Origin of the sequence: Solihabitans fulvus (genome assembly GCF_008386585.1) — a bacterium.
GTDB classification, from domain to species: domain Bacteria; phylum Actinomycetota; class Actinomycetes; order Mycobacteriales; family Pseudonocardiaceae; genus Solihabitans; species Solihabitans fulvus.
In genome coordinates this window covers 1-26,640 of record NZ_VUOB01000103.1, presented here as the reverse complement: position 1 = coordinate 26,640, position 26,640 = coordinate 1, and the positions used below count along the sequence as shown (strand labels likewise).

The following is a 26,640-nucleotide window of genomic DNA, read 5'->3' as shown; positions in this document are numbered from 1 at the left end:
CAGCCACGACGATCTTCGCCGAGGTTGCTGTCTTCCTGCCCCCGTCCGCGGAGTCGCGGGGACTAGAGCCTGCGAAGCCCACTGAGCACCCTTTCAAGGAATTCAATGGAGGGTCGGTCCCCCACGACCAGACCGCCCTGGTGGATCAGGACCAACCCCATGCTGGCCATGTCGCCAATGAGCACCCGCACCACGCCGAGCGGGAGCCGCAGGTGCGCGGCGACCTCGGCGACGGATCGGGCATCAACACACAGTCCGCAGATGGACCGGTGTTCCGGGAGCACCGCGGCGTCCCGCTCCATCCCGCGCTCGCTGGTGGAGACCAGAGCCTCGATGGCCAGATCATAGTCCGGCCTGGTGCGTCCGCCCGTTCTCGTGTACGGGCGCACCAGCGAACCCGACTCGGCAGCCGGGTTCTCCTCCGGCTCGGGTTCGATGGCGCGCATCGGACCCGAGATCGCGTTGTAGTGCATCTGCTCGGGCAGGCTGTCCGGCACACCGTGCTGGCCGAACAGGTCCGCGCCGGGACCGCCGAACAGACCGCTGCCGTAGCCGCCGTCTATGTCGAACCTGTTGGGCACGTCGTCGTATCCGTACGACGAGTCGTCCAACTCACGCTGAGACATGTCGTCTAGCCCCTGCTCCGCGCCGTCGGGCAACTCGTGCCACGAGTCGTACGCTTCGTCCCGCACTCGGTCGGGTGAGTCGTGCGCTTCCTCGTCCTGGGGCTGGTTTGCGTCCGGCTCCTGGAAGTTGAACCCGCCAACGGCCCACTCCTGGTAGTTGAAGTCCCTACCGAGGCGACGTCCCGCGGCGCCAAATCCCTTTGCCATCTCACACCCACCCCCTAGGCCCCGAGGTCTACCGGCGAACCACGCCCTGGAGTTGCGCGCGCAACTCCGGCGTGAGCTGCTGGCCTACTCGTTCGACCAACAGAGTCATCTCATATGCCACCAGACCAATGTCACAGTTCGGTGCTGCGAGTACTGCGAGACAAGAACCATCGCTGATCGACATCAGGAACAGGTAGCCCCGTTCCATCTCGACCACGGTCTGGTTCACACCACCGGCCTCGAAACAGCGCGCTGCGCCAGCCGTGAGGCTGACCAGGCCGGAGGCCACCGCCGACAGTTGCTCGGCGCGGTCCCTGGGTAGCCCCTGCGAGCCGGCGAGCAGCAAGCCGTCCGCCGACACCACTACGGCGTGTGCCACGCCTGGGACCCGACGCACAAAGTCGGTGATGAGCCAACCAAAGCTGCCAGGCTGGGTTACGGACGCGGTCGTCACTCCTGCTCCTCGTCTTGCCGGCTCGATGAACTGGGTTGGTCGCCAGCGTGTGCATCTATCAGTGCGTGGCGACCTCGCCGGACACCCTGCTGAAGACTCGACATCCGACCGCGAACCGCATCTGGCGATCGCGGCGGAAGCGGAGTCCTCGGCGAGGCTTGGGTCTGGGACTTGGCCGGGGCCGCCGAGCCGGGCACCAGATGAGCCTTTGGCACCCGCTTGGGCAGGCCCGCCGTGGTGACCACCTCGGGAGTGGAGTTAAGCAGGGCCTGCGCGGCCTGCCAACCCTCATCGCCCGGCGACTGCCAGGCGTCCCGTCGATCGTCGGCCATCGACTTGGGCGACGGCGCGGCGGGCAGATCCTCCGCGACCGGCTCCGCCTCGACGACCGGCTGCTCCGCCACCTGCGGTTCGACCTGCGGCTGCACCGCGGCGAGCGGCTCCTCGCGGGGCGTGCGCTGCCCGAGCGAGGACTGCGCGAGAGCCGAGGCCGGCCGCCGCTTGGGCAGGCCGGACTCCGCCAGCGGCGGCTCCTGCACCGAGGACTCGACCGGAACAACGGGCTCGGGCGCCGCCGGAGCGGTCGGCGCGGGGAGCTCCCGGTCAGGCTCGGTCCGTACCGGCGGCACCACCTGGGACGGCGAGGGCGGGGTCTCCCCCTCGACGGCCTGGAACCACTGGGACAGCACCGCTTCGTAGATGGGCAGCCGCTCGGTCGGCGCATCCACGTCGTGCTCGACCTCCTTTGGCGGCGCCGGCGCGGCGCCGTTCGGGTGCGAGTCGTCGGAAAGTCGGGCGGCGAAGGACGCGTGCGGCACCAGCGGCGGCGCGGCGGCCGGGTACTCCTCCGCGTCGTACTCGACCGCGTCGACCAGGTGGTCGGGCCGGACGAACTGGGCGGTCTCGAACCCGGGGGCCTCGTCCTCGGTGTTGCGTTCCTCATAGGCCGTGAACAGCGTCGACTCGCCGTACTGGCCGTACTCGGACCCGGGTTCTGGCTCCGGCTCTGGCTGCTGCTCGACGCTGTCCCACTCGGGCTCGTCGTCGTGCGGCGCGCCGAACATCGGCAGGCTCGCCGCGTCGGCGGCCTCGGCCGCGTCGTGCTCGGACTGCACGAACCGCACCGAGGGGGCGCCGTTCTCGTCGAGCTTGGCCATGGTGCCGGTGAACGCGCCCGCGATGCCGCTGTTGCGGGTGGCGGAGAACGTGGTGTCGCCGAACGCGGGCAGGGGCTGCGACTGCGGCTCCTGCGCCAGGCTCTGCGGCGCCAGGCTCTGCTGCGTCATGGACTGCTGGGACAGCAGGCTCTGCTGCGGCGCGCCGACGACCGCGACCAGCGCCTCGGGGACCACGACGAGCGCGGTGGTGCCGCCCTCGATGTCCTCGTTGGCGCGCAGCTTGACCGTGATGTCGTGCCGCTTGGCCAGCCGGGCGACCACGTACAGGCCCATCCGGCGGGACACCGCGACGTCCACGTCCGGCGGGTCGGCCAGCCGCTCGTTGGCGTCGACGATCTCCTGGTCGAGCATGCCGACGCCGCGGTCCTGGATCTCGATGGCCAGCTCGCCCCTGCGGGTCTTCGCCGTGCGCACCGTCACGCCGGTGGCCGGGTCGGAGAACACCGTCGCGTTGTCCAGCAGCTCCGCGACGAGGTGCACGAGGTCGTTGACCGCGCGGCCCTGCACGGTGAGTTCCGGCGTCTGCGCGACCTGCACCCTGGCGTACTGCTCGACCTCGGACACCGCGGCGCCGAGGACCTCGGCGGCCGGCACCGGCCTGGTCAGCCGCCTGCCGAGATCTGTGCCCGAAAGGACCAGCAGGTTCTCACTGTTGCGCCGCATCCGGGTGGCCAGGTGGTCCAGCTCGAACAGGCTGGCCAGCTGGTCCGGGTCCTGCTCGTCCTGCTCCAACCGGTCGATCAGGTTCAGCTGGCGCTCGACCAGCGCCTGGCTGCGCCGGGACAGGTTGACGAACATCGAGTTGACGTTGTCGCGCAGCAGGGCCTGTTCGGCCGCCAACCGCACGGCCTCGCCGTGCACCGCGTCGAACGCCCTGGCGACCTGGCCGACCTCCTCGCGGGTGAACACCGGCACCGGCTGCACCGCGCCCTTGGCGGCGTCCTGCGGGTTCGGGTCGGCGAGGATCTGCTTCACCGCGTCCGGCAGCTGGTGGTCGGCGACCTCCAGGGCGGTGCGGCGCAGCACGCGCAGCGGGTTGAGCAGCGAGCGTGCCACGAACAGGGCCATCAGCAGGGCCAGGAACAGCGCGCCGAGGACGATCGCGGAGTCCCGGATGGCCGAGGTGCGGGCGTCGTTCGCGAGCGTGTCCGTCCTGGTCTGGAGCTGCTCGACCAGCAGGTCGTTCACATCGCGGGTGAGGTTGACGGTCAACGTCGAGTCGATGTCCCACCGCTCGGCCGTGAGCCCGTCGAGGCTCTGCTTGGCCTCGGTGCGGGTCAGCGCGGCTTCCTCGATGTTGTTGGCGTTGTCGACGATGACGCCGGTGACCTTGTCGTCGTAGATCTTGGCCTGGTCCGGGGTCGCCGACTTGCGGAAGTCGTTCCGCGCGGCGTCCAGCTCGGCGTCGGCGGCCAGCAGGGCGCGCTGGCCCGAGGACGTCAGGGTGCCGGTTTGCAGCGCGTCGAGCAGGATGGCCCGCTTGCGGGACTCCTGTTCCTTGGCGCGCGCGATGGCGTTGGTGGCCAGGTGCAGCCGCACCAGCTCCGGCTCGTTGATCGTCGCGATGGCCTGCTCGCCGAGGGCGAGCAGGCTGCTGACCGAGTCGGTGTAGGTGCGCAGCACGGCGTCCGACGGGTACGCGGTGCTGACCACCGCGTTGCGCAGGCTGTTGAGCCTGCGCAGCTGGTCGGAGGTGCGCTTGTAGAGGTCGGCGGTCTCCGGCCGGAGGCTGACGCCGAGCTCGTCGAGCTTGCGCTGGAACCCGTCGACGGAGTCGCTGACCCGCTTGATCTGCCGTTCGAGGACGGTCCGGTCCGGCGGGGCCGCCGCGTTGGTGTTCTTGTTCTTGGCGGCGACATAGCTCACGGTGAGGTCCCGCTCACGCTGGAGCTGCTGGACCAGCGTGGAGACGCTGCTCTCCAGCTGCACCTCGTTGGCGAGCTTGGCCAGATCGTCGGCGTTGGCGAGGTCGCCGCGCACCCGCAGGCCGCCGAGCGCGAGGGCCGCGATGGTGGGGATGAGCAGCACCGCGAGCAGCTTGGTGCGCAGCCGCCAGTTCCGCAGTCGCCACATGCCGGTCTTCTTGGCCTGGCCGTCCCTGGGCGTGCCAGGACGGACCTCTGTCAGCGCGGCGTCAGAACCGGTAGTCTCATCACGCTGGGTGGTCAGCCCGTCACCCGTCCCGGGCTTCTCGGCGCGAGGTGATTTTCCCACGCCAGTACGGCTGGGACCTCTTTCTCGTCGGGCCACCCTGGGCTTCCTCTTCCGGCAGCAGTGTCCCCGGCCCCTCCCCTCGGGCCGAGCATGGACTCGCGTAACGGGCCGAATTGCAGCACAGATGCCGTGTCGTCTGCCAGGCACACCGCACCAGCCTGCGGCGACACGCGGTCCGCGCCGACCACTGCCGCTCGCCCGCGCAGCGTAGTGGTCGACCCCCCGCCTCGGGAAGCCTCCAGACGTACTCACCGTGTTCAGGCAGGGTGTTCTTTCAGCCTTCCGGGTAGCTACCATGCCGGGACGTCGGCATTCTTCAATCCGTTCGCGGCCGCCGATGACGGTCCGCGAGCGGCGCGGCTTGTGGCGACACTCACGCGACTCGACCGAGCGCCCACCGGCGAGAGGTGCCATGTCCTACCGACTTCGACGCGGTCGACGCGCGACTGCCCTGCTGGCATCCGCGCTCACCGTGTCCGTGCTGTCCGCGACCGCCGGTTGCGGCATGTTCTCGACCACACAGCAGGCCGCCGCGCCGCAGCTGGAACGCCCAACGCTGCGGGTCGGGGTGATGAAGGTCGTCGACATCGCCCCGCTGCGGATGTCGCTCAACGACGTGTTCAAGAACGCGGGCCTCGACCTGCAACTGGTCGAGGAGCCGAGCGAGGACGAGGCCCTCAACCAGCTGGAGAACGGCGCGGTCGAACTGGTCTGGGCCAGCCACGTGAGCATGTTCCGCGCGGCCGACAAGGGCCAGAAGCTCCAGGTCGAGGGCGAGGCCTACCAGGCCGCGGCAAACACCATGGCCCTGGTGGCCATGCCGGGCTCGCGCTACGACGACGCCGGCGCCAAGGACAAGCCGAAGATCGCGGTCAACTCCGACCGGGACCTCGGCGCGCTGACCACGAAGTCCGTGCTCGGCGTCGCGAAGGTCAACCCGAACAACATCACCTTCGTGCCGACCGCGTCCTCGGACATGATCAACTCGCTCAAGGCTGGCACCGTGGACGCCGCGTGGATGGTCGAGCCCTACATCACGCAGGCGCAGAAGCAGGTCGGCGCGCGGATCGTCACCGATGCGGCGCGCGGCGCGACCCAGAACTTCCCGATGTCGGGCTACGCGGCGAGCAAGAAGTTCGCCGACGCCAACCCGAAGACCCTCGCCGCGTTCCGGTCCGCGCTCCAGGAGGCGCAGCAGCGAGCCGGCAACAGCCCGCTCCTCGTGCAGGACGCGCTGCCGACCTACGCGGGTGTGGACAGCTCGGACGCCGCGCTGGTGTCCATCGGCACGTTCCCGCTCTCGCTCAACCCCATCCGGTTGCAGCGGGTCGCCGACCTGATGAACAACCTCGGCTTCCTCAACAACCGCCTGGACGTCCAGCAGCTCCTGCCCCCTGGCGTCGGCAACTAGCACCTCTACACAAAGGGCGCCTTCAGGACATTCAGTGTCCCGAAGGCGCCCTTTGTGACAGCCATGAAAACCAGGGGCCGCTAAGCCTTTTCGATGCAGATCGTCTGCGGCGGAGTCGGGTACGTCACGGGCTCCTGGCCCTGATCGCACAGCGACTCGTCCGCCTTGCCGTCGTTGACCTTCGCGACCTTGAGCGTGCCGCTCGAACAGGCCACCTTCGTCACCTTCGTGCTCAGGCCGGCGTCCTCGGCCTTGAAGCAGTCACCGACCTTGCCGTTCAGCGCGAGACAGAGAGTGAACTTGCTGTTGCCGCGACCACCGCTCTGCATGTAGGCGATGTAGTTGTCGTTGGGGCAGTTGCCGCTCGCGTTGTCGAGCTTGATCGCGACCTTGAACGCGGCTTCCGAGCTGCCGCAGTCGATCTTGTCGACGCTCGCGTTGTTCGTGCTGACCGAGTTGACCTTGATGCAGTCACCCGGGCCGGCCGCCGAGGGGGACGTCTTGTTGTACAGGTAGAAGCCTCCACCGATCAGCACCAGCACCACGACGGCGGCGACGATCCGGATGACCTTGCTCTTGTTGCCGGACTGCGGGCCGGGTGCGACCGGCGCTGGCGCGAACCCGCCCTGGCCGGGCATCGGACCGAACCCTGGCTGCCCCGGCATCGGGCCCGGCTGGCCGGGCGCCTGCTGGAAGCCCGGCTGAGGGGGTGCGTCCTGGAAGCCTGACCGGCCAGGCGCCGGAGCCTGCTGGAAGCCGGACTGACCCGGTGGTGGGAAGCCCGGCTGCTGCCCCGGCTGGCCCGCCGGCGGCGGGAAGCCCTGGGGCGGGCCGTACGGGCCCGGCTGCGGAGGCTGGTTGGGGGGCGTGGTCACTGGCGTTCCCTTCGATAATCCACTCACCGTTTCAGGTGAGGCGGGCAGAACTTAGCCCCCACGCGTCCCTTCGCACCGGCTTTTCGCGAGTTCGCCCGGATTGTTGTGCCTTCTCGTGCAGAATTCTTGGTGAACCGGTTACGTGACGGTGTTTCGCGTGTTCAGGCGACTGCGTTGAGTTACCAAACGCCGCCTGATGTGCGCAGGATCTCCCAAACTGCACTCCAGATGTGCGGTGGGTCCCGCTAACTACCCGGACGGGATTGTTCGCGGCGGTTGCCTTGTTGGGACACTGGTGAGACCGCTACGGGGAGGAGCACCCGCACCGTGACCGACGGCCCGCTGATCGTGCAGTCCGACAAGACCCTGCTGCTGGAAGTCGACCACCCGCTCGCCGACGAGGTGCGCGTCGCCATCGCGCCGTTCGCCGAGCTGGAGCGTGCCCCCGAGCACGTGCACACCTACCGGGTCACGCCGTTGGCGCTGTGGAACGCCCGGGCCGCCGGGCACGACGCCGAGCAGGTCGTCGACGCCCTGGTCCGGTACTCCCGCTATCCCGTGCCGCAGCCGCTGCTGGTCGACGTGGTGGACACCATGGGTCGGTTCGGCCGACTCCAGCTGGTGAACCACCCCACGCACGGCCTGACGATGTCCTCGCTGGACCGCGCGGTGCTCGAGGAGGTGCTGCGCCACAAGAAGATCGCCCCGATGCTGGGGGCGCGCATCGACGACGACACCGTGATCGTGCACCCGAGCGAGCGCGGCAGGCTCAAGCAGCTGCTGTTGAAGGTCGGTTGGCCGGCCGAGGACTTCGCGGGCTACGTGGATGGTGAGGCGCACCCGATCGAGCTGGCCGAGGACGGTTGGCAGCTGCGCGAGTACCAGCGGCAGGCTGCGCAGGCGTTCTGGGCTGGCGGGTCCGGCGTGGTCGTGCTGCCGTGCGGGGCTGGCAAGACGCTGGTCGGCGCGGCCGCGATGGCCGAGGCGCAGGCCACCACGCTGATCCTGGTCACCAACACCGTCGCCGGCCGGCAGTGGAAGCGTGAGCTGATCGCCCGCACGTCGCTCACCGAGGACGAGATCGGCGAGTACTCGGGCGAGCGCAAGGAGATTCGGCCGGTCACCATCGCGACCTACCAGGTGATCACGCGCAAGACCAAGGGCGAGTACCGGCATCTGGAGCTGTTCGACTCCCGCGACTGGGGCCTGGTGATCTACGACGAGGTGCACCTGCTGCCCGCGCCGGTGTTCCGGATGACGGCGGACCTCCAGTCCCGGCGCAGGCTGGGGCTGACTGCGACGCTCGTGCGCGAGGACGGCCAGGAGGGCGACGTGTTCTCCCTGATCGGCCCCAAGCGTTTCGACGTGCCGTGGCGCGACATCGAGGCCCAGGGTTGGATCGCGCCTGCCGAGTGCACCGAGGTTCGGGTCACGCTGACCGACCACGAGCGGCTCACCTATGCCACGGCGGAGCCGGAGGAGCGCTACAAGCTGTGCGCGACGGCTGCCACGAAACTGCCGGTGGTCAGGGCGATCCTGGACGCGCACCCCGAGGAGCCGACGCTGGTGATCGGCGCGTACCTGGACCAGCTGGAGGAGCTGGGCGCGGCGCTCGACGCGCCGATCGTGCAGGGTTCGACGAAGAACAAGGAGCGCGAGGAGCTGTTCGACCGGTTCCGCCGGGGCGAGCTGCGCACACTCGTGGTGTCCAAGGTGGCGAACTTCTCCATCGACCTGCCGGAGGCGTCCGTCGCGGTTCAGGTGTCCGGCACGTTCGGCTCGCGACAGGAGGAGGCGCAGCGACTGGGAAGGTTGTTGCGCCCCAAGGGAGACGGCCGCCAGGCGCACTTCTACTCGGTGGTGTCGCGGGACACCCTGGACACCGACTACGCCGCGCACCGGCAGCGGTTCCTTGCCGAGCAGGGGTATGCGTACAAGATCGTGGACGCCGACGACCTGTTGGGCCCGAAGCTTCCCGAGGTGGGCTGAGGCCGCCCACTCCGTGAGCCGAAACGTGCCGCCGTGGCAGCGCGTTCCAGCTCACGGAGTGGCCGTCAGAACGCGAACATGGAGAGCTTCCTGCGCGCTCCCGAGACGCCCCACAGCAGATTCAGATCGTCGGGATCACTGGTCGCGACGAGCGCAGCATGATGGATGGCGGTGGTCACGACGATCGCGTCGACCGCATCCGATGTGCCGCTCCGCCCAAGGAGAACTCCCGCATTGCGGGCCACGACCTCGCTGGTCGGTTCGACCACGCACCCTCGGAGCGCACGGGAGAGTCTGGCCTGACGCGCGCCGTCTCGCCATACCTGAGCCAACACGGGAGCCGGCACGATGGGGCAGATCTCCTGGCTCAGGCAGTGCAGATGCAGGGTCTGAAACCGATCGTCGCCCCGTTCAGCCGCGAGTAGCGCGCCTGCGGCGTAGACCACCGGCATCTGTGGCAGCTTGCTCAACTGGTCTCCGCGTGCGGCTCTTGCATCTCCATGTCAATGCGCTTGATATGGTCTGCCAGCCATGCCTCCGCCTCGGCGGAAGGCGCGCCGTATTCGGCCTCCCATTCGCGCATGGCGGCCAGGCCGTCGTTAACACGGATGTGGTGCTCCGCGAGCCGCGTGAGGTAGGTGGAGACCGGGAGGCCGGCGGATCTGGCCAGCTCACTCACCTTCTCCACCACCTCTTCGGGCAGTGTGATGGTCACCTTCTTCGTCACCATGCCGCCACCATACTGCGGTATGGCGCACGCCGTCAGGGTGGCCGCACCGCAGCCTGGCAGCATGGGCGGCGATGACGAACTCAGTCGATTTCGAGGCAGCGCGGGTGTACGCGATCCCGATGCGCAACCGCTTTCGGGGCATCACCGTGCGCGAGGGCGTGTTGTTGCGTGGGCCGGCCGGGTGGGGCGAGTTCAGCCCCTTCCTCGACTACTCGGACACCGAGGCCGCGCCCTGGCTCGCTTCGGCCATCGAGTCCACTATGGACGGTTGGCCGACGCCGCTGCGGGACCGGATCCCTATCAACTGCACCATTCCCGTGGTGTCGGCGGAGCGGGCGCACGACATCACCGCGCGGTCGGGCTGCCGGACGGCCAAGGTCAAGGTCGCGGACCCCGGCTCGACGCTCGCCGAGGACTGCGAGCGGGTCGCGGCCGTGCGGGACGCACTCGGGCCGTCCGGGGCGGTGCGGGTGGACGCGAACATGGCCTGGTCGGTGGACGAGGCCGTGCATGCCATCGGTGAGCTGGACAGCGCGGCCGGCGGGTTGGAGTACGTGGAACAGCCCTGCCGCAGCATCGAGGAGCTCGCTCAGGTGCGACGCCGCGTGGACGTGCGGATCGCCGCCGACGAGTCGATCCGCCGGGCCGAGGACCCACTCCGCGTCGCGGTCGCCGGAGCCGCCGACATCGCGGTGCTCAAGGTCGCCCCACTAGGCGGGGTACGACGCGCACTGGCCGTCGCCGAGGCGTGCGGGCTGCCCTGCGTGGTGTCCTCCGCGGTGGAGACGAGCGTCGGGCTGGCCGCCGGCCTGGCCCTGGCGGCCGCACTGCCCGGACTGGACTTCGCCTGCGGGCTGGGCACATTGTCGCTGTTGACCAACGACGTGACGACCACGCCGCTAGCCCCGACCGACGGTTGGCTCCCGGTACCGACCACCGCACCAGAGCCGGACATGTTCGACACCACCGAGGCCGACCGGGAAACCCGCACCCGCTGGCTGGACCGGCTGAGCCGAGTCCGAACCGCATAGCTTCCCGCTAGAACCTCCGCCGACGGCGACGCCACAGAACCACCAACACCAACAGCGCCACCAGGACCGGCCCCACGCGCCGCAACACCGGCGAACCCGCCGTGCGCAACAGGTCGAGCGGCTCGGCGTCCGGCTGGCGCGGGCTGACCACTCGTAGCTCGGGGCGCGCTGACGGTGCCGCGGCCGGCTCGTCGGCGGCGGCACCGGACAGCACGTCGGCCAGGTTCGCCGCGAACGACTCCAGGATTCTGCCGCCGACCTCGCCGATCAGGCCGCGCCCGAACTGCGCCGGACGCCCGGTGACGCTCAGGTCGGTGCGCACCTCGGCATTGGTGCGCATCCTCGCGCGGTCGACGCCATCGGACGCGCCGTCCGAAGCGCCGGCCGACGGGCGATCGGACGCGCCACTCGGAGAGTCACCGGAGGGGTCGCCCGGGGAGTCAGCTGAAGGGGAGTCGGCCGAAGGGTGGTCGGCCGGGGCGGGGTCGTCCGGCGCGCTGGTCAGTGTCACGGCGACCTTTGCGGCCGCCGTGCCGTTTCCGCGCACGTCCCGGCCCGACGCCTCGATGACGAGCGTCCTCGCACCCTCGTCGGTCTCGACGAACTCACCGTAACCCTTGTACGTCAAGGATATCGGCCCGACCTTCACCCGCACCGTGCCCGTGAAGCGCTGGCCCTCCACGCTGGCGAGCGACGCGCCCGGCAGGCACGGCGCCACCCGTGCCGGGTCGAGCAGCGCCGCCCACACGACCGACACGGGCGCCGGCACCGAGAACCGATGTTCCAGTTGCAACTCGCCCATCTCCTCTGTCGAACGTGGCACGCGAAACGTGGCAGGCCGCCCGGCCGTCAGACGGCGGCCGCCGCGGTCAGCGCCCTTGCGGTGAGGACGCGGGCCAGGTGTTGGCGGTACTCGGCATCGGCGGACGCGTCGCTGGTCGGGTTGGTTCCCTCGGCCGCGTGGCGCGCCGCGGCGTGGATCGCGTCGGCGTCGGCCGAGCCGCCCACCAGCGCCTCCTCGACGGCATAGGCCCGCACCGGAACCGCGCCCATGTTGGTCAGCGCGACCTTCGCCTCGACGAACCGGCCGTCCCGCACGAGCACCGTCGCCGCGACCGCGACCGTCGACCACGCCTGCGCCACGCGGCTGAACTTCTCGTACCGCGCGCCCCAGCCGGTCCGCTTGGGCAGCCGGATCTCCACCAGCAGCTCGTCCTGCGCCAACTCGGTGGTGAAGTAGTCGACGAAGAACCGCTCCACCGGCACCGTCCGGCGACCGGTCGGGCCGGCCAGCACCACGTCCCCGCCCAACGCGAGCACGGGGGCCGGCAGATCACCGGCCGGGTCGGCGTGCGCGAGCGCGCCGCCCAGCGTCCCCCGGTGCCGCACCTGCGGATCGGCCACGGTCGTCGTCGCCTCGGCCAGCAGCAGCGCGTGCGTCCGCACCAGCTGGTCCCGCAGCACGTCGTGATGGCTGGTCATGGCTCCGATCACCAGCTCGTCGCCCTCCTCGCGGACGCCGCGCAGCTCGCCGACCCTGGACAGGTCGACCACCATGGACGGCGCGGCGAGCCGCATCCGCAGCACCGGCAGCAGGCTCTGTCCACCGGCAAGGACCTTGGCGTCCTCACCGGCGTCGACGAGTGCGCGCACCGCTTCGTCCACTGTGGACGGTGCGAGATAGTCGAACGCCACGGGGATCATGCGCCACCTCCGATGGCCCGCCACACCCGCTGCGGCGTGCACGGCATCTCGATGTCGGTGACGCCGAGGTGCCGGACCGCGTCGACCACCGCGTTCACCACCGCCGGGGTCGCCGCTATGGTCCCGGACTCGCCGACGCCCTTGGCGCCCAACGGGTTCGACGTCGCCGGGGTCACCGTCCGGTCGGTCACCAGGTGCGGCAGGTCGGCCGCCGTTGGCAGCAGGTAGTCCGCGAACGTGCCGGTGGTGAGGTTGCCAAGCTCGTCGTAGCTCGCCTCCTCGAACAGCGCCTGCGCGATGCCGTGCACGACACCGCCGTGCACCTGGCCGTCCACGATGAGCGGGTTCACCACGGTGCCGACGTCGTCGACGCAGACATAGGAACGGATCTTCACCGCGCCCGTCTCGGTGTCCACCTCGACGGCGCACAGGTGCGTGCCGTGCGGGAACGAGAAGTTCTCCGGGTCGAAGGTGGCCTGCGCGTCGAGGTTCGGCTCGAAGCCGTCCGGCAGGTCGTGCGCGGCGAACACCGCGCCGGTCACCTCCTGGATGCTGACGCCGTTCTCGGTGCCCCGCGCCGTGAACCGCCCCGCCGCGAAGTCGAGGTCCTCGGCAGCGCAGCCGAGCAGGTGCGCGGCGACCGGGCGCGCCTTGTCCAGCACGCGATCCGCCGCGAGCAGCACGGCCACCCCGCCGACGGCGAGCGACCGCGAACCGTAGGTGTCCATGCCGCGCGGCGAGATCTGGGTGTCGCCGTGCAGCACCTCGACGTCCTCGAACGGCACGCCGAGCCGGTCGGCCACGATCTGGCTCCACGCCGTCTCGTGCCCCTGTCCGTGCGGCGAGGAGCCGGTGACGACCTCGACCTTGCCGGTCGGCAGCATCCGGATCGCCGCGTGTTCCCAGCCGCCCGCGCCGAAGGACAGCGAGCCGAGCACCTTCGACGGCGCGATGCCGCACATCTCGGTGTAGGTGGACACGCCGATGCCCAGCAGCGTCGGGTCGTCCTGTTCGCGCCGCCTCGCCTGCTCGCGGCGCAGGCCCTGGTAGTCGAAGAGCTCGGTGGCGCGGTCGGTCGCGGCCTCGTAGTTGCCCGAGTCGTAGGTGAGCCCGGCGACGGTGGTGAACGGGAACTGCTCATGCCCGATCCAGTTGCGCCGCCTGACTTCCAGCGGGTCCAGCCCGAGCTCGGCGGCCAGTTCGTCCATCATCCGCTCGATGCCGAAGGTCGCCTCCGGCCGCCCCGCGCCGCGCACCGCGTCCGTGTACATCTTGTTGGTGAACACGCTGGTACAGGTGAACCGGTACGCCGGAATCCGGTAGATACCGTTGAACATGAAGGCGCCGAGCAGCGGGATGCCGGGCGTGAGCAGCCCGAGGTACGCGCCGAGGTCGGCGAGCAGCTCGACCTCCAGCGCGGTGATGGTCCCGTCCGGCCGCGCCGCCAGCGTCAGGTCCTGGAACTGGTCCCTGCCGTGGTGGCAGGACAGCATCGAGTCCGAGCGGGTCTCGGTGTACTTGACCGGACGGCCCAGTCTGCGCGCCGCCAACAGGACCAGCACCTCCTCCGGCGTCACCTGGAGCTTGCCGCCGAAGCCTCCGCCGACGTCCGGCGCGATCACCCGCAGCTTGTGTTCTGGCAGCCCGAGGGTCGCCGCGAGCATCATCCGCAGAATGTGCGGCACCTGGGTGGCCGACCACATGGTGACCTGGTCGCCGGTCGGGTCGACGAGCACCGAGCGGGGTTCCATGAACGCCGGGATGATCCGCTGCTGCCGGAACCTGCGGCGCAGCACGACTTCCGCGTCGGCGATGGCCGGCGCGGTCTCGCCGCCGGTGCCGGCCTCGGCGGAGTCGAACACCCAGGTGGCGCAGCGGTTGCTGCCGAACTCGGGGTGCACGAGCGGCGAGTCGGCGGCCAGCGCCCTCGTCACGTCGAGCACCACCGGCAGGTCCGCGTACTCGACGTCGATCGCGTCGAGCGCATCCCTTGCCTGGTAAGCACTCGCGGCGACGACCAGCGCGACGGCCTCGCCTGCGTACCGCACGGTGTCCACCGCCATGGCGGGGTGTTGCGGCGCGGCCATGTCCGGGGTGACGGGCCACGCGCAGCCCATGCTGCCCTGTTCCTTGGCCAGGTCGACGCCGGTGAGCACGGCCAGCACGCCGGGCATGGCCTCGGCGGCGGAGGTGTCGACGGCGGCGATGCGCGCGTGCGCGACGGGGCTGCGCAGGATGGCCAGGTGCAGCATGCCGGGCAGGGTCAGGTTGTCGGTCCACCTGGTGCGGCCGGTGATCAGGCGCGCGTCCTCCTTGCGGCGCCGGGCCCTGCCGACCTCGGCCTCGACGGCGGCGGTCACTGTCCACCGCCCGCGACGTGCGTGACCTGCGCGGCCTCGTCCGTGAGCCGTTCGGCCTCCGGGCCTGCACCAGGGCTCATCCGGCGCGCCGCGTCGAGCACCGCGCGGACGATGTTCTGGTATCCGGTGCAGCGGCAGAGGTTTCCCTCAAGGCCGGCGCGCACCGCCTCCTCGTCGGGGTCCGGGTCGTCGGCGAGCAGGTCGACGGCCTGCATGATCATGCCGGGGGTGCAGAACCCGCACTGCAACGCGTGGTTGTCGTGGAACGCCTGCTGCACCGGGTGCAGCCGACCGTCGCGGGCCAGGCCCTCGACGGTGGCGACCTCGCGTCCGTCGGCCTGCACGGCGAGCACCGAGCAGGACTTCACGCTCCTGCCGTCGAGGTGCACGGTGCAGGCGCCGCAGTTGCTGGTGTCGCACCCGACCACCGTGCCGACCTTGCCGAGGTGTTCCCGAAGGTAGTGGACCAACAACAGGCGTGGTTCGACGTCGTCGGAGTAGCTGACCCCGTCGACGATGACGGTGACGCGCATGGGGCCTCCCGGAAGGTTCTCCCCCCACTACTCCTGGAAGCCTGTCCCCAGTCGACGGCCGGGACAACCACCGCTTCCGCGCCGACGCTGCGCCACACAGCGGATTCCGTGGGCCCTTGCCAACTCGGGTGTACTGGTGCGCCGACTCAGGCGCACTGGTGCGGGTGGAGCAGTGTCCGTGGGCCCTTGCCAACTCAGGTGTACTGGTGCCGGTGGATCGGCCCGATGGCGTTGGCCAGCCGGTCGCCGCCGCCGCCCCAGTGCAGCGCGATGATCTCCGCCGCGATGGACACCGCCGTCTCCTCGGGAGTCCGCGCCCCGAGGTCGAGCCCGATCGGCGAGGCGAGCCCGGCCAGTTCGTCCTCGGTCACCCCGGCCGCGCGCAGCCGGGCCAGCCGGTCGTCGTGGGTGCGCCGCGAGCCCATCGCGCCCACGTAGCCGAGCCGCAGGCGCAGCGCGACCTCCAGCAGCGGCACGTCGAACTTGGGGTCGTGGGTGAGCACGGCGACCACGGTCCGCTCGTCCACCCTGCCCCCCGCGGACTCGGCGGCCAGGTAGCGGTGCGGCCAGTCCACCACGACCTCGTCGGCCTCGGGGAACCTGCTTGCCGTGGCGAACACCGGGCGCGCGTCGCAGACCGTGACGCGGTAGCCGAGGAACGCGCCGAGCCGCGCCATCGCGGCGGCGAAGTCGATCGCGCCGAACACGAGCATGCGCGGCGGCGGCTCGAAGGAGTTGACGAACACCGTCATGCCCTCGCCGCGCCGCTGGCCGTCCGGGCCGTAGTGCAGCGAGCCGCTGCGCCCGGTGGCGAGCAGGCCGCGCGCGTCGTCGGCGACGGCGTCGTCGACCCGGTCCGAGCCGAGCCCGCCTGCCATCCGGTCCGGCCAGACCACCATGCGCGCGCCGAGCCGCGCCTGGTCGGGGTGGGCGACGACGGTGGCCACCGCGACCGGTTCCTCTGCCCGCACCGACGCGGCCAGCCTCGGCAGCTCGGGAAACGACGCCACGTTCACCCGTTCGACGTAGACGTCCAGGATCCCGCCGCAGGTCAGGCCGACGGCGAAGGCGTCGTCGTCGGACACGCCGTAGCGCTGGAGCACCGGCCTGCCGTCCGCGATCACCTGGCGCGCCAGCTCGTAGACGGCGCCCTCGACGCAGCCGCCGGACACGCTGCCGGCGACCGTCCCGTCGGGCGCGACCAGCATCGACGTGCCGGGAGGGCGGGGCGCCGAGCGGAACGTGGCGACCACCGTGCCCAGCGCCACGGTCTCGCCGGCCGCGCACCGGCGCACCAGCTCATCCAGCACATCACGCACGGTCCGAATTGTGCCCGCAAGCGGGTCAGGTGGCACCCTCGCGGCGGCAGCCCATCCGGTTACCCCCAAACGGTCCAATGCGGACTTACCCGGTGGGCAAAGGATTGTGGCCCGACGGGCGGAGACCCTAGATTGGCCTGCCGAGGGCCGGGGACGACGACCGCCCGCCCCGGTCTCGCCGTCTTCGCGGCGGGCTGTGCCCGTTCGCGAGGGTAAGAGTTCCTAACACGATGGCGTTCGACTGGGAGTGGCGTCCAGGTGGTGCCTCGCAAGGCGGAGGAGCCCCTCATGGCGGAGCCATGCGGGGCGACGACAACGCCGCGAGGCGCCGCCTGGGCGTCACTCCGTCGGACAGTCATTGTGTTAGGAGCTCTCAGCCGCGACGCTGTGAGGAGAGGCGCCTTGCGTGCGTTCACGCGTGGCACGGCCGGCCTGGTCGGATTCCTGGCACTCGGCGAGGTGGCCACGCGCTCCGGCTTGGTGCCGAGGGCCAGCCTGCCGCCGCCGTCCGTGGTGCTCGCCGGCCTCGCCGGACTGCTCGCCGACGAGACCTTCCTGCTCGACGTGATCGCCACCGTGCTGGCGCTGGTCATCGCGGTCGCGGTGGCCTCGGCGATCGCGGTGCCGCTCGGGTTGGTGCTCGGCGGCAATCCGGCGGTCCGCCAGGCGACCAGGGCGGTGGTGGAGTTCCTGCGGCCCATTCCCTCGGTCGCGCTCATCCCGTTGGCGCTGGTGCTGCTCGGCAGCGGGCCGGAGACCAAGATCGCGCTGGCGGTGTACGCGTCGGTGTGGCCCATCCTGTTCAACACGGTGTACGCGCTGGACGAGCTGGACGGCCTGCTCGTGGAGACCGCGCGCGCGTTCGGCTGCGGCCGGCTGCGGGTGCTGCTGTCGGTCGCGTTGCCCAGCGCGCTGCCGTTCGTGCTGACCGGGGTGCGGCTGGCGGCGACGACCTCGCTGGTGGTGCTGGTCAGCACCGAGCTGTTGACGGGCGGCAATCCCGGCATCGGGGAGTTCATCCTTGAGGCGGGCAGCGGCGCTGGCCGGATGGATCTGGTGCTGGCCGGCACGGTGCTGGCCGGGATCCTCGGCTACCTGGTGAACGCGGCGTTCGAGGGCGCTGGCCGGCGGCTGCTCGGGTGGAGCGCGCTGACCAGGGGCCGGTCGTGAGGAACCTGTTCCTGCGGCGCTGGGCGCTGTTCGCCGCGCTCGTCGCCGCCTGGGAGGTCGCCGCCAGGTTGGCCGACAACCCGTTCTTCCCGCCGCCGAGCGAGATCGCCGGCACCGCGAGCGGGCTCTGGCTGTCCGGGCCGGTCGACCGGCTCTTCCTGTCCGACGCCGTGTTCAGCGATGTGCTGCCCAGCGTCGGTCGGCTGCTGCTGGGCTGGGGCCTCGCCGCGGTCCTCGGGGTCGCCCTCGGTGTCGCCATCGGCCGGTCGCCGGTCGCCCGGCACTACCTCGGGCCGCTGCTGACCTTCGCGCGCGCGGTGCCGCCGCCCGCGCTCGTGCCGGTGTTCCTGGTGTTGTTCCGGGTCGGCACGCCGATGCAGCTCGCCACGATCACCCTCGGCGTGCTGTGGCCGATCCTGCTCAACAGCGCCGACGGCGCGCGGTCGATCGACGCGACGAAGACCGACACCGCCGTCGTGTTCCGGATCCCAAGGGCGCAGTGGATCCTCGGTGTCGTGCTGCCAGGCGCGCTGCCGAAGATCTTCGCCGGGCTCCGGGTCAGCCTGTCGCTGTCGCTGGTGCTGATGGTGGTGTCCGAGCTGGTCGGCTCGACCAACGGCATCGGCTTCAAACTTCTTGTCGCGCAACGGGAGTTCGACTTCCCGCAGCTGTGGGCCGGCATCGCGCTACTCGGCGTGCTCGGCTACCTCCTCAACACCGCACTACTCACCGTCGAACGGCGAATGCTTGCCTGGCAACCGAGGCAGGAGTTCGTCGTCAAGCCCACAACCGCAGGAGACTGACGTGCCAACGATGTTGGAAGTGACCGACCTGGGCCACAGCTATCGGGCCAAGGACGGCGTGCACGAGGCGATCGGCGGGGTCTCCTTCACCGTCGACGCCGGGGAACTCGTCTGCGTCGTCGGGCCGTCCGGTTGCGGGAAGTCGACGCTGCTGCGGTCGATCGCCGGGCTGATCAGCCCGACGCGGGGCAGCACGACCCTGCACGGCAGCCCGGTGCAGGGCGTGCCGGACGACCTGGCGGTGGTGTTCCAGGACTACAGCCGCTCGCTGTTCCCGTGGCTCACGGTGCAGCGCAACGTCGAGTTCCCGCTGCGCCGCTCGCTCGGCAGGGCCGAGCGGCAGGCCAGGGCGGCCGAGGCGCTCGACTGGGTTGGGCTGTCCGGCGTCGGCGGCAAGTACACCTGGCAGCTGTCCGGTGGCATGCAGCAGCGCGTGGCGATCGCCAGGGCGCTGGCCTACCGTCCCGCCCTGCTGCTGATGGACGAGCCGTTCGCCTCCGTCGACGCGCAGACCCGGTTCGAGCTGGAGGACCTGCTGTTGCGGGTGACGCGCGAGCACGCGAGCACCGTGCTGGTGGTCACGCACGACATCGACGAGAGCGTCTACCTCGGCGACCGGATCCTCGTGCTGTCTGGCGCGCCGTCGAAGGTGGTCGCGGACCTGACGGTCGACTTGCCGCGCGAGCGCGACCAGATCACCACGCGTGAGTCGGAGGCGTTCGTGACGCTGCGGTCGGAGACCGCGCGGCTGCTGCACGGCGGCCGGCCCAGGTCGACGAAGCCAGTCACCTCGGCGAACCAGGCCGAGGACGGCCAGACCGTGGCCAGCCGGTGGGCCGACGCCGAGCGCGCCGAGACGGGGCGCCGCGCCACGACGACCTGACCGGCACCGTCGGGAGCCTTGCCGTCGGGGGGCCGGTGCCGTCACTCCACCCCGACGTAGTTCTCGGCGAACGAGGCCGCGTAGGCGGGCGAGGTCATCAGGTGATCGAGCCGCGCCTGCGCGAGCCTGCCGAGGAACGTCTGGCTGTCGCCCTGACCCGCGCCGGGGCTGTGCAGCATGAAGGTCATCCACTGGGAGAACTCCTGCGCCCGCCACACGCGCCGCAGGCAGGCCGCCGAGTAGCCGTCCAGGCCGGTGTCGTCGCCGTCCCGGTAGTACGCGGTGAACGCGTCGACCAGCACCTCGGCGTCGTGCAGGGCGAGGTTCATGCCCTTGGCGCCAACCGGGGTGACGATGTGCGCAGCGTCGCCGACCAGGAAGAGGCCGCCGTACCGCATGGGTTCGGTGACGTGGCTGCGCATGTCGAGCACGCGCTTGTCCACGATCTTTCCCTCGGTCAGCCGCCAGTCGCCGTCGGCCACCGCGAGCCGCTTGTGCAGTTCCGCCCAGACCCGCTCGTCCGGCCAGTTGGCCACGTCCTCGCCGACGGGCACCTGGAGGTAGTAGCGGCTCACCGTCGGGCTGCGCAGCATGTGCCCCGCGAAGCCGTCTTGGTGCAACGCGTAGATCACGCAGTCCGTCGACGGCGGCGCCTCGGCGAGGATGCTCAGCCAGTTGATGCCGTGCTGGTGCACGAACTCCAGCACGGCACCGTCCGGAATGGACGGTCGACACACGCCGTGGAACCCGTCGCAGCCCGCCACGAAGTCGCACGCGATCCGGCGCTCGCGGCCGGACTCCCTGTCCCGCCAGGTGAGCGAGGGCCGGTCGGTGGTGAGGTCGTGCAGCGCGACGTCGTCCGCCTCGAACCGGATGTCGCCGCCGCCGTCGAGGAACGCGCCGATGAGGTCCTTCACCACCTCCTGCTGCGGGTACACGTAGTGGGTCCGGCCGCCGTAGAGGTCCGCGTAGGACACCTGGAAGCGCCTGCCCTCCACTCGGAACTCGCAGGTGTCGTGCCGGGCGGCCGAGGCGAGTAACCGGTCGGCCAGCCCGTGCCGCTCCAGCATGCGCACCGCGCGGTGCTCCAGCATGCCTGCGCGGGCCCGCTGCTCCAGGTGCGCGCGGCTGTGCCGTTCGAGCACGACGCAGTCGATGCCGGCCCGGTTCAGCAGGTTGGCCACCGCCAGACCTGCCGGACCGGCTCCGACCACGCCGACTGCGGTATTTGTGGGCGCATTCATCGAGTTATATCCCCTCATCGGACCACTCCAACACACCGACGATGACCGAAGGAGTGTAGGAGCGGCGACAAACTCCCCGACTGAGGCGTACGGGTGTCATTTGGTCCAGTATTCGCCGGACCCTTGGCAACCGTGGGTAGTGAGGCAATAACCTGTCCCGTCGTTGAACTCCCCGTCAACGCAATGTCAGCAGGAGAGTGCCGTATGGCCCGCACAGTCGGCCGCACCGCATCGCGCCCCATTCACATGATCGTCGGCACGCTGGCCGCGATCCTGACGCTCGCCGCGACCTCGGGCTGCGGGCTGCTCGGATCCAAGTCCGCCGCCGACAACAACAGCTCCGGCCGGGTCGAGAAAAGCACAATCAAGATCGGCGTCATTCCGGTGATCGACGACGCGCCGGTGTTCATCGCGCAGAAGCGTGGCTACTTCAAGCAGGAGGGCCTCGACGTCGAGCTGAAGACCATCCAGGGCGGCGCGGCCGGGATCACCGGGCTGATCAGCGGCGACCTCGACTTCACCTTCGGCAACTGGGTGTCCTTCTTCGCCGCGGAGGCCAAGGGCGCGGCGAAGGCCGTCGACGGCATCAAGCTGGTGGCCGACGGCTACCAGGGCAAGAACGACATGTTCCTCGTGATGGCCTCGGCCGACTCGCCCGTCAAGGGCCCCAAGGACCTGGCCGGCAAGACGATCGGCGTGAACACCTTCAAGAACATCGCCGAGCTGGCCGTGCGGGCGACGCTCCAGGCCAACGGCGTCGACCCGGCCAGCGTCACCTTCAAGGAGTTCCCCTTCCCCGACATGACGGCCGCGCTGACGAACAAGCAGGTCGACGCCGCGTTCATGGTGGAACCGTTCATCACCCAGGCCGAGCGGACGGCAGGCGCGATCCCCGCGGTGGACACCATGTCCGGCCCGATCGCCGACCTGCCGATCGCCGGCTACGGCACGAGCGGCAAGGTGGCGAGCGCGGACCCGAAGACGGTCGCCGCGTTCCAGCGCGCGCTGGCCAGGGGGCAGCAGGACGCCGCCCAGCGGTCCGTCGTCGAGGAACTGCTGCCCGAGTACGCCAAGATCGACAAGGAGACGGCCGGCCTTGTGCACTTCGGCGTGTACCCGACGAGCCTCGACGCGACCAGGCTGACCAGGGTCACCACGCTGATGCGCAGCTACGGCATGCTCGACCGGCAGGTCGACGTGCAGCCGATGCTGGTGGCCGGTTCCGGCGGTTGAGCACCGTTTTCGCGGGTGCGGGGAGCCGTCCCCCGCATCCGCATTCGACATCCCGAACAATGTCGAATTGAGCACCCGTGGATCCGGTAACCGTCCGTCGAACATGCCTGCCGCAGGTAACCCGTTTGCCGCAGTGAATCGGGGACCAGGTGGCGCTAGTGTGCCCGATGTCAACATGGCTAAATGGTGCTCCAGCAACTATCGCGCTGTGGGGGCCGCACCGGCAGGGCTGTTCAGACTTCTGATGCACTGAATGGGGCATCACCGTTACCGCCAGGTGAATTCACACAGTCACGCCCACGGGACAATTGTGATTGAAGGACGGACCCTGTCATGACCTCTGGAACCGATCGACCCGTCATCGACGAGCGCACCGACCCGGCGCTCCCGCCGTTTCACAGCCCGCTGAGCATGGCGGGACTGTCCTGGATCCTGTTCGGACACGCCGCCTTCCAGTACCTCAACGCGGCCTGCGAACTCGGCCTGCTCGAGTTACTCGCGGACGGCGACGGGCTGACCAAGGCCGAGATCGGCGAGCTGCTGAACCTGCGCGGCCGCGCCACCGACGTGCTGCTGCTCGGCTGCGCGTCGCTCGGCCTGGTGAGCAAGGAGGGCGACCGGTACAGAGCCGCGCCAGTCGTCGCGGGCCTGATGGCCGGCGACGACTGGCAGCGCTTCCGGGACACCGTCGCCTTCGAGCAGCACGTCGTCTACGAGGGCCAGCTCGACTTCACCGAGTCCCTGCGCGAGAACACCAACGTCGGCCTGCGGCGCGTGCCGGGCACCGGCCGCGACCTGTACCACCGGCTCAGCGAGAACCCGCACCTCGAATCGGTGTTCTACCGGTACATGCGGTCGTGGTCCGAGCTGGCCAACCGGGATCTCGTCGAACTGCTCGACCTGTCCGACACCACCAGCCTGCTCGACTGCGGCGGCGGCGACGCGGTCAACGCCGTCGCGCTCGCCAAGGCCAACCCGCACCTGCGGGTCACCGTGTTCGAACTGCCGGCCACCACCGAGATCGCCGAGAAGAAGATCGTCGAGGCCGACGCCCAGGACCAGGTCTCGGTGCTCGGCGGCGACATGTTCGCCGACCCGTTCCCCGGGGGCTTCGACTGCGTGATGTTCGCGCACCAGCTGGTCATCTGGACGCTGGAGGAGAACACCGCGTTGCTGCGCAAGGCCTACGACGTGCTGCCGCCCGGCGGACGGCTCGTCATCTTCAACTCGATGTCCGAGGACACCGGCGACGGCCCGGTCATCGCGGCGCTGGACAGCGTCTACTTCGCCGCGCTGCCGGCCGAGGGCGGGATGATCTATTCGTGGCAGCAACACGAGGACTGCCTCCGCGAGGCCGGCTTCTCGAATTTCCGGAGGATCCGGTGCGGGGGTTGGACCCCGCACGGAATTCTCGTCGCAACCAAGTAATGCACAGGGCGGTCCAGCAGGGATGTCCGACGAAGGCCACGACCCCACCCCCGGCGAGAACCCCGAAACCCAAGACACGAAACGGAATCCACCGGCCAACTCGGGCTGGCGGCTGCGGAACTGGCGGCTGCGCAGCAAGATCGCGGCCGTGCTGCTCGTCCCGACACTGACCGCGCTTGCCCTCGGCGGGCTGCGGGTCGTGTCGGAGGTGCACAACGCGGACGCCTTCCGGGCCACCGTGCGGCAGGTCGACGTCGCGCGGCAGACCACCTCCGTGATCCACGAGGTGCAACGCGAGGGCATCCAGGTCGTCGCCTACCTCGCCGCAGGCCGGCCGCCGGACCGGGCACCGACCGTGGAACAGTTGCAGCGCGCGAACACCGCGATCGCCGACCTGCACACGGCGGCCGACCAGCTGGAGTTCCGCGACCCCGCGACCAGGGAGCGCTACCAGCGGGCGTTGCAACGGCTTGACGGGCTGACCGCGCTGCGCGTCGTGGTCAACGACGGCGTCTACCCCGACGTCGCCGCGTACGCCTCCTACACCTCGATCGTCGACGCGCTGGTCCAGCTCGGCAGGGAGGTCACCGCCGAGGTGACCGACCAGTCGCTGTCCCGCGCGGCGACCGCCGTGCAGGCGGTGACCCAGGCCAAGGAGCACGCCGCCCAGCAGGACGCGCTGCTCCAGATCGCCGCGGGTCACTCGGCGTTCCGGCCGCGCCAGCTGGACCAGACGCGCGAGGAGGACGCGAGCTTCGCCGCGTCGGTCGCGGACTTCCTTGCGGTGGCCACCCCGCAGGAGCGGCAGTTCTACATGGACACCGTCAGCGGCCCCGACGTGGACGCCCGCCAGCGGATCAAGCAGGACGCGCTGATCCAGGCCGGCCTCGGCGCGCCGCTGGCCATCCCGGCCAGCCAGCTCGCCGGGGCGGACAGCACCAACATCACCCTGCTGCGCAAGGTGGAGGACCACCTGCTCGGCTCGCTGCGCGACCAGGCATCGGTGCTCGCGGACGCCGCGCTCGCCTCGGCGACCAGGGACGCCGCGCTGGTGCTTGCCGCGCTGCTCGTCGCGCTCGGGCTGATGCTCGTGGTGGTCCTGTCGCTGCTCAACCCGTTGCGGGTGCTGCGAACCGAGGCGCTCGCCGTGGCGAACACCCGGCTGCCGGCGACGGTCCGCCGCATCCTCGCCGACCCGGATCCCGTCGCTGCGGCCAAGAACGCCGTCGAACCGGTGTCCGTGCACACCCGCGAGGAGATCGGCCAGGTGGCCCGCTCGTTCGACGCGGTGCACGAGCAGGCCGTCCGGATGGCGACGGAGCAGGCGCTGCTGCGGGACAGCGTCAACGCGATCTTCGTCAACCTGTCCCGACGCAGTCAGAGCCTCGTGCAGCGGCAGCTCGCCGTGATCGACCGGCTGGAACTGCACGAGCAGGACCCTGACCAGCTGGCCAGCCTGTTCGAGCTGGACCACTTCGCCACCAGGATCCGGCGCAACAGCGAGAACCTGCTGATCCTGTCCGGCAGCGGCCTCGGCGCGCGGCTGCACCGTCCGGTGTCGGTCGGCGAGCTGATCGGCGCGGCGGTCTCCGAGGTGGAGCACTACGCCAGGGTCGACGTCGGCAAGATGGCCGACGCGATGGTCCAGGGCCATGTGGCGAGCGACCTGATCCACCTGGTCGCCGAGCTGCTGGACAACGCGGCCGTGTTCTCCCAGCCGGACACCAGGATCAGGATCATCTCCGCGCGGCGCCGCGCAGGCGAGCTGGCCATCCAGATCAGCGACGAGGGCATGGGCATGACCGAGCGCGACCTCGCCGAGGCCAACGCGCGCCTGGCCGACCCGCCCGACATCGACGTGTCCGTGTCGCGGCGGATGGGGCTCTACGTCGTCGCGCGGCTGGCCAAGCGGCACGACATCGCGGTTCGGTTGCGCAGCAGCGAGTTCCTCGACCGGGGCACCAGGGCGATCATCTCCATCCCGGCCCAGCTGATCGCGGCCGATGGCGACGGACCGCGCGCGGCACGGCCGGTCGCGGACCGCGCGCGGGTCGGTCCCCGGCGCGGTCGCGCGGCGCGGGACGCCGTCCGGCCGAGCGCCACCGCCCAGTTCGACGTGTGGCAGGCGACCGCGTCGGCCGGGACCCCGGTCGCGGACGTCGCCGCGCCCGTCGCTCCCGTCGACGTCGATCCCGTGACCGAACGGCTGCCGATCTACGAGGACCTGCTGTCCAGATGGTTCACCGACGACCCGAGGCACGACGCGCCGCCGGTCGCCGAGCGGGCGGCCCCCGAACCGGAGCCGGCGAACACGGTGCCGGCCAACACGATGCCTGCGGAGCCCGAGCCCGTCGAGCCGAAGTCGCAGCCGCAGCCGGACTGGCAGTCCCCCGGCGACGAGGGCTGGCGGGCCGCCGGCGCGCTGCTCACCGCGCCGCCCCCGGCCGAAATCACCGCGACCGGCCTGCCCAAGCGGGTGCCCAAGGCGCAGCTGATGCCGGGATCGGCCGCGCCGCAACAGGAACAGCAGCCGAAGGCGACCGGTCCCGGCCCGGCGGCGCGGGCGGTCCGCAGCCGGCTGAGCGGCTTCCAGCAGGGCCGTCGCCGGGGCCGCATTCCGGCGGCGGCCGACCAGCGGACATCGGACGTCAGGTCGGCCGAGTCGTTCTCGGAGGAAGCGCAGTGAGCACCTTTGGCGAGCAGCCCGGCGACTTCGCCTGGTTCATCACGGAGTTCGTGCACCGCGTCCCCGAGGTGGCGCACGCCGTGGTGGTGTCGGCGGACGGCCTGCTGCTGGCCAACTCCCACGGGCTGCCGGTGGACCGCGCGCAGCAGCTGTCCGCCGTGACCTCCGGGCTGGTGAGCCTCACGTTCGGCGCGGCGCGCTGCTTCGACGCCGGCGAGGTCGGCAGCACGATCGTCGAGATGGAACGCGGCTTCCTGTTCCTGATGTCGGTCAGCGACGGCTCCGCGCTGGCCGTGCTCACCGCGCCGCACTGCGACATGGACCTGATCGCCTACGAGATGACGATGTTGGTGGAGCGCATCGGGGAACGGCTGACCCCGGAGCTCCGCGCCGCCCTGCTGAGCGGCACGCACACCTGAGCACGTCGAGCCAGCTGACCGTGACCACCGTCGGGGAAGGTAACGAGTTCCTTGCACTCCTTGAGAAGGCCTGGGCCAACCGGCGCGCCGAACGCGCGCCCGTCGAACGGCCGGCGCGACGCGACGTCGGCGAAGATCGTCGT

At 70.5% G+C, this 26,640-nt stretch carries 22 protein-coding genes; 10 read left to right on the top strand and 12 right to left on the bottom strand.

The features are described from left to right. Positions 1 to 62 precede the first annotated feature (62 nt). From F0L68_RS39580 to F0L68_RS39570, 3 genes are read right to left on the bottom strand one after another with little or no spacing between them, the layout of a single operon-like run. On the bottom strand, positions 63 to 833 hold the full coding sequence (locus F0L68_RS39580) for a DUF742 domain-containing protein (protein WP_223199556.1): 771 nt from the start codon (positions 831 to 833) through the stop codon (positions 63 to 65). A 28-nt stretch (positions 834 to 861) separates the two neighbouring features. Further along, the gene (locus F0L68_RS39575; RefSeq protein WP_149855060.1) at positions 862 to 1,287 is read right to left on the bottom strand and encodes a roadblock/LC7 domain-containing protein; all 426 of its coding nucleotides are present in this window, start codon (positions 1,285 to 1,287) and stop codon (positions 862 to 864) included. Then, entirely contained in the window at positions 1,284 to 4,538 is a 3,255-nt protein-coding gene (locus tag F0L68_RS39570) for a sensor histidine kinase (RefSeq protein WP_223199555.1), read from the bottom strand. Before F0L68_RS39570 ends, F0L68_RS39575 begins: the two co-directional genes overlap by 4 nt. Positions 4,539 to 5,091: 553 nt before the next feature. Between F0L68_RS39570 and F0L68_RS39565 the strand changes: the two genes are divergently transcribed. After that, positions 5,092 to 6,090: an ABC transporter substrate-binding protein gene (locus F0L68_RS39565; protein ID WP_149855058.1), complete on the top strand. Its 999-nt coding sequence runs from the start codon at positions 5,092 to 5,094 to the stop codon at positions 6,088 to 6,090. Positions 6,091 to 6,170: 80 nt separating this feature from the next. Here F0L68_RS39565 and F0L68_RS39560 read toward each other — a convergent pair whose 3' ends face one another. Beyond that, entirely contained in the window at positions 6,171 to 6,965 is a 795-nt protein-coding gene (locus F0L68_RS39560) for an LppU/SCO3897 family protein (RefSeq protein WP_149855057.1), read from the bottom strand. Positions 6,966 to 7,292: 327 nt separating this feature from the next. Here F0L68_RS39560 and F0L68_RS39555 point away from each other — a divergent pair, with 327 nt between their 5' ends. Further along, the gene (locus F0L68_RS39555) at positions 7,293 to 8,954 is read left to right on the top strand and encodes a DNA repair helicase XPB (protein ID WP_149855056.1); all 1,662 of its coding nucleotides are present in this window, start codon (positions 7,293 to 7,295) and stop codon (positions 8,952 to 8,954) included. 65 nt (positions 8,955 to 9,019) lie between these two features. Here the strand turns inward: F0L68_RS39555 and F0L68_RS39550 are convergent, their stop codons facing one another. Beyond that, positions 9,020 to 9,424, bottom strand: coding sequence for a type II toxin-antitoxin system VapC family toxin (locus F0L68_RS39550; RefSeq protein WP_223199554.1), 405 nt, complete (start codon positions 9,422 to 9,424; stop codon positions 9,020 to 9,022). Continuing rightward, entirely contained in the window at positions 9,421 to 9,684 is a 264-nt protein-coding gene (locus F0L68_RS39545; RefSeq protein WP_149855055.1) for a ribbon-helix-helix protein, CopG family, read from the bottom strand. The genes F0L68_RS39550 and F0L68_RS39545 overlap by 4 nt, the downstream gene beginning before the upstream one ends. 71 nt (positions 9,685 to 9,755) lie before the next feature. On the opposite strand from F0L68_RS39545, the gene F0L68_RS39540 reads away from it, so the two are divergent. Then, positions 9,756 to 10,715: an o-succinylbenzoate synthase gene (locus F0L68_RS39540; RefSeq protein ID WP_149855054.1), complete on the top strand. Its 960-nt coding sequence runs from the start codon at positions 9,756 to 9,758 to the stop codon at positions 10,713 to 10,715. 7 nt (positions 10,716 to 10,722) lie between these two features. Here F0L68_RS39540 and F0L68_RS39535 read toward each other — a convergent pair whose 3' ends face one another. The 5 genes from F0L68_RS39535 to F0L68_RS39515 form a co-directional block, all read right to left on the bottom strand. After that, entirely contained in the window at positions 10,723 to 11,508 is a 786-nt protein-coding gene (locus F0L68_RS39535) for an SRPBCC family protein (protein ID WP_149855062.1), read from the bottom strand. Positions 11,509 to 11,564: 56 nt separating this feature from the next. Next, complete coding sequence (locus F0L68_RS39530) at positions 11,565 to 12,419, bottom strand: FAD binding domain-containing protein (RefSeq protein ID WP_149855053.1); 855 nt, start codon at positions 12,417 to 12,419, stop codon at positions 11,565 to 11,567. Continuing rightward, a complete protein-coding gene (locus F0L68_RS39525) occupies positions 12,416 to 14,779 on the bottom strand; it encodes a xanthine dehydrogenase family protein molybdopterin-binding subunit (protein WP_149855052.1) in 2,364 nt (787 codons plus the stop codon). Before F0L68_RS39525 ends, F0L68_RS39530 begins: the two co-directional genes overlap by 4 nt. Continuing rightward, positions 14,776 to 15,312, bottom strand: coding sequence for a (2Fe-2S)-binding protein (locus F0L68_RS39520; protein WP_149855051.1), 537 nt, complete (start codon positions 15,310 to 15,312; stop codon positions 14,776 to 14,778). The genes F0L68_RS39525 and F0L68_RS39520 overlap by 4 nt, the downstream gene beginning before the upstream one ends. A 194-nt stretch (positions 15,313 to 15,506) precedes the next feature. After that, complete coding sequence (locus F0L68_RS39515) at positions 15,507 to 16,631, bottom strand: XdhC family protein (RefSeq protein ID WP_149855050.1); 1,125 nt, start codon at positions 16,629 to 16,631, stop codon at positions 15,507 to 15,509. 402 nt (positions 16,632 to 17,033) lie between these two features. Between F0L68_RS39515 and F0L68_RS39510 the strand changes: the two genes are divergently transcribed. The 3 genes from F0L68_RS39510 to F0L68_RS39500 are packed head-to-tail and all read left to right on the top strand — an operon-like array spanning position 17,034 to position 19,487. Beyond that, entirely contained in the window at positions 17,034 to 17,801 is a 768-nt protein-coding gene (locus F0L68_RS39510; protein ID WP_223199553.1) for an ABC transporter permease, read from the top strand. Next, positions 17,798 to 18,604 carry an ABC transporter permease gene (locus F0L68_RS39505; RefSeq protein WP_149855048.1) on the top strand — a complete coding sequence of 269 codons (807 nt, stop codon included), beginning with the start codon at positions 17,798 to 17,800 and terminating at the stop codon, positions 18,602 to 18,604. Before F0L68_RS39510 ends, F0L68_RS39505 begins: the two co-directional genes overlap by 4 nt. A gap of 1 nt (position 18,605) precedes the next feature. After that, positions 18,606 to 19,487, top strand: coding sequence for an ABC transporter ATP-binding protein (locus F0L68_RS39500; RefSeq protein ID WP_149855047.1), 882 nt, complete (start codon positions 18,606 to 18,608; stop codon positions 19,485 to 19,487). Positions 19,488 to 19,528: 41 nt separating this feature from the next. Here F0L68_RS39500 and F0L68_RS39495 read toward each other — a convergent pair whose 3' ends face one another. Further along, complete coding sequence (locus tag F0L68_RS39495) at positions 19,529 to 20,731, bottom strand: 4-hydroxybenzoate 3-monooxygenase (protein ID WP_149855046.1); 1,203 nt, start codon at positions 20,729 to 20,731, stop codon at positions 19,529 to 19,531. A gap of 204 nt (positions 20,732 to 20,935) precedes the next feature. On the opposite strand from F0L68_RS39495, the gene F0L68_RS39490 reads away from it, so the two are divergent. From F0L68_RS39490 to F0L68_RS39475, 4 genes are all read left to right on the top strand, one after another. Next, on the top strand, positions 20,936 to 21,964 hold the full coding sequence (locus F0L68_RS39490; protein ID WP_149855045.1) for an ABC transporter substrate-binding protein: 1,029 nt from the start codon (positions 20,936 to 20,938) through the stop codon (positions 21,962 to 21,964). A 333-nt stretch (positions 21,965 to 22,297) separates the two neighbouring features. After that, positions 22,298 to 23,392, top strand: a complete 1,095-nt coding sequence (locus F0L68_RS39485; protein WP_276313923.1) for a methyltransferase — start codon at positions 22,298 to 22,300, stop codon at positions 23,390 to 23,392. A gap of 22 nt (positions 23,393 to 23,414) precedes the next feature. Then, positions 23,415 to 26,078 (top strand): nitrate- and nitrite sensing domain-containing protein, encoded by a 2,664-nt coding sequence (locus F0L68_RS39480; protein ID WP_149855044.1) that lies wholly within the window; start codon positions 23,415 to 23,417, stop codon positions 26,076 to 26,078. Continuing rightward, positions 26,075 to 26,497: a roadblock/LC7 domain-containing protein gene (locus tag F0L68_RS39475; RefSeq protein ID WP_149855043.1), complete on the top strand. Its 423-nt coding sequence runs from the start codon at positions 26,075 to 26,077 to the stop codon at positions 26,495 to 26,497. The genes F0L68_RS39480 and F0L68_RS39475 overlap by 4 nt, the downstream gene beginning before the upstream one ends. The last annotated feature ends 143 nt before the right edge of the window (positions 26,498 to 26,640 follow it).

What these genes read in the sequence shown, in the direction of transcription:
- F0L68_RS39580 (WP_223199556.1), bottom strand. Translation starts at nt 833, where the DNA reads ATGGCAAAGGGATTTGGCGCCGCGGGACGTCGCCTCGGTAGGGACTTC.
- F0L68_RS39570 (WP_223199555.1), bottom strand. Translation starts at nt 4,538, where the DNA reads ATGTGGCGACTGCGGAACTGGCGGCTGCGCACCAAGCTGCTCGCGGTG.
- F0L68_RS39565 (WP_149855058.1), top strand. Translation starts at nt 5,092, where the DNA reads ATGTCCTACCGACTTCGACGCGGTCGACGCGCGACTGCCCTGCTGGCA.
- F0L68_RS39545 (WP_149855055.1), bottom strand. Translation starts at nt 9,684, where the DNA reads ATGGTGACGAAGAAGGTGACCATCACACTGCCCGAAGAGGTGGTGGAG.
- F0L68_RS39540 (WP_149855054.1), top strand. Translation starts at nt 9,756, where the DNA reads ATGACGAACTCAGTCGATTTCGAGGCAGCGCGGGTGTACGCGATCCCG.
- F0L68_RS39530 (WP_149855053.1), bottom strand. Translation starts at nt 12,419, where the DNA reads ATGATCCCCGTGGCGTTCGACTATCTCGCACCGTCCACAGTGGACGAA.
- F0L68_RS39520 (WP_149855051.1), bottom strand. Translation starts at nt 15,312, where the DNA reads ATGCGCGTCACCGTCATCGTCGACGGGGTCAGCTACTCCGACGACGTC.
- F0L68_RS39495 (WP_149855046.1), bottom strand. Translation starts at nt 20,731, where the DNA reads ATGAATGCGCCCACAAATACCGCAGTCGGCGTGGTCGGAGCCGGTCCG.
- F0L68_RS39490 (WP_149855045.1), top strand. Translation starts at nt 20,936, where the DNA reads ATGGCCCGCACAGTCGGCCGCACCGCATCGCGCCCCATTCACATGATC.
- F0L68_RS39485 (WP_276313923.1), top strand. Translation starts at nt 22,298, where the DNA reads ATGACCTCTGGAACCGATCGACCCGTCATCGACGAGCGCACCGACCCG.
- F0L68_RS39480 (WP_149855044.1), top strand. Translation starts at nt 23,415, where the DNA reads ATGTCCGACGAAGGCCACGACCCCACCCCCGGCGAGAACCCCGAAACC.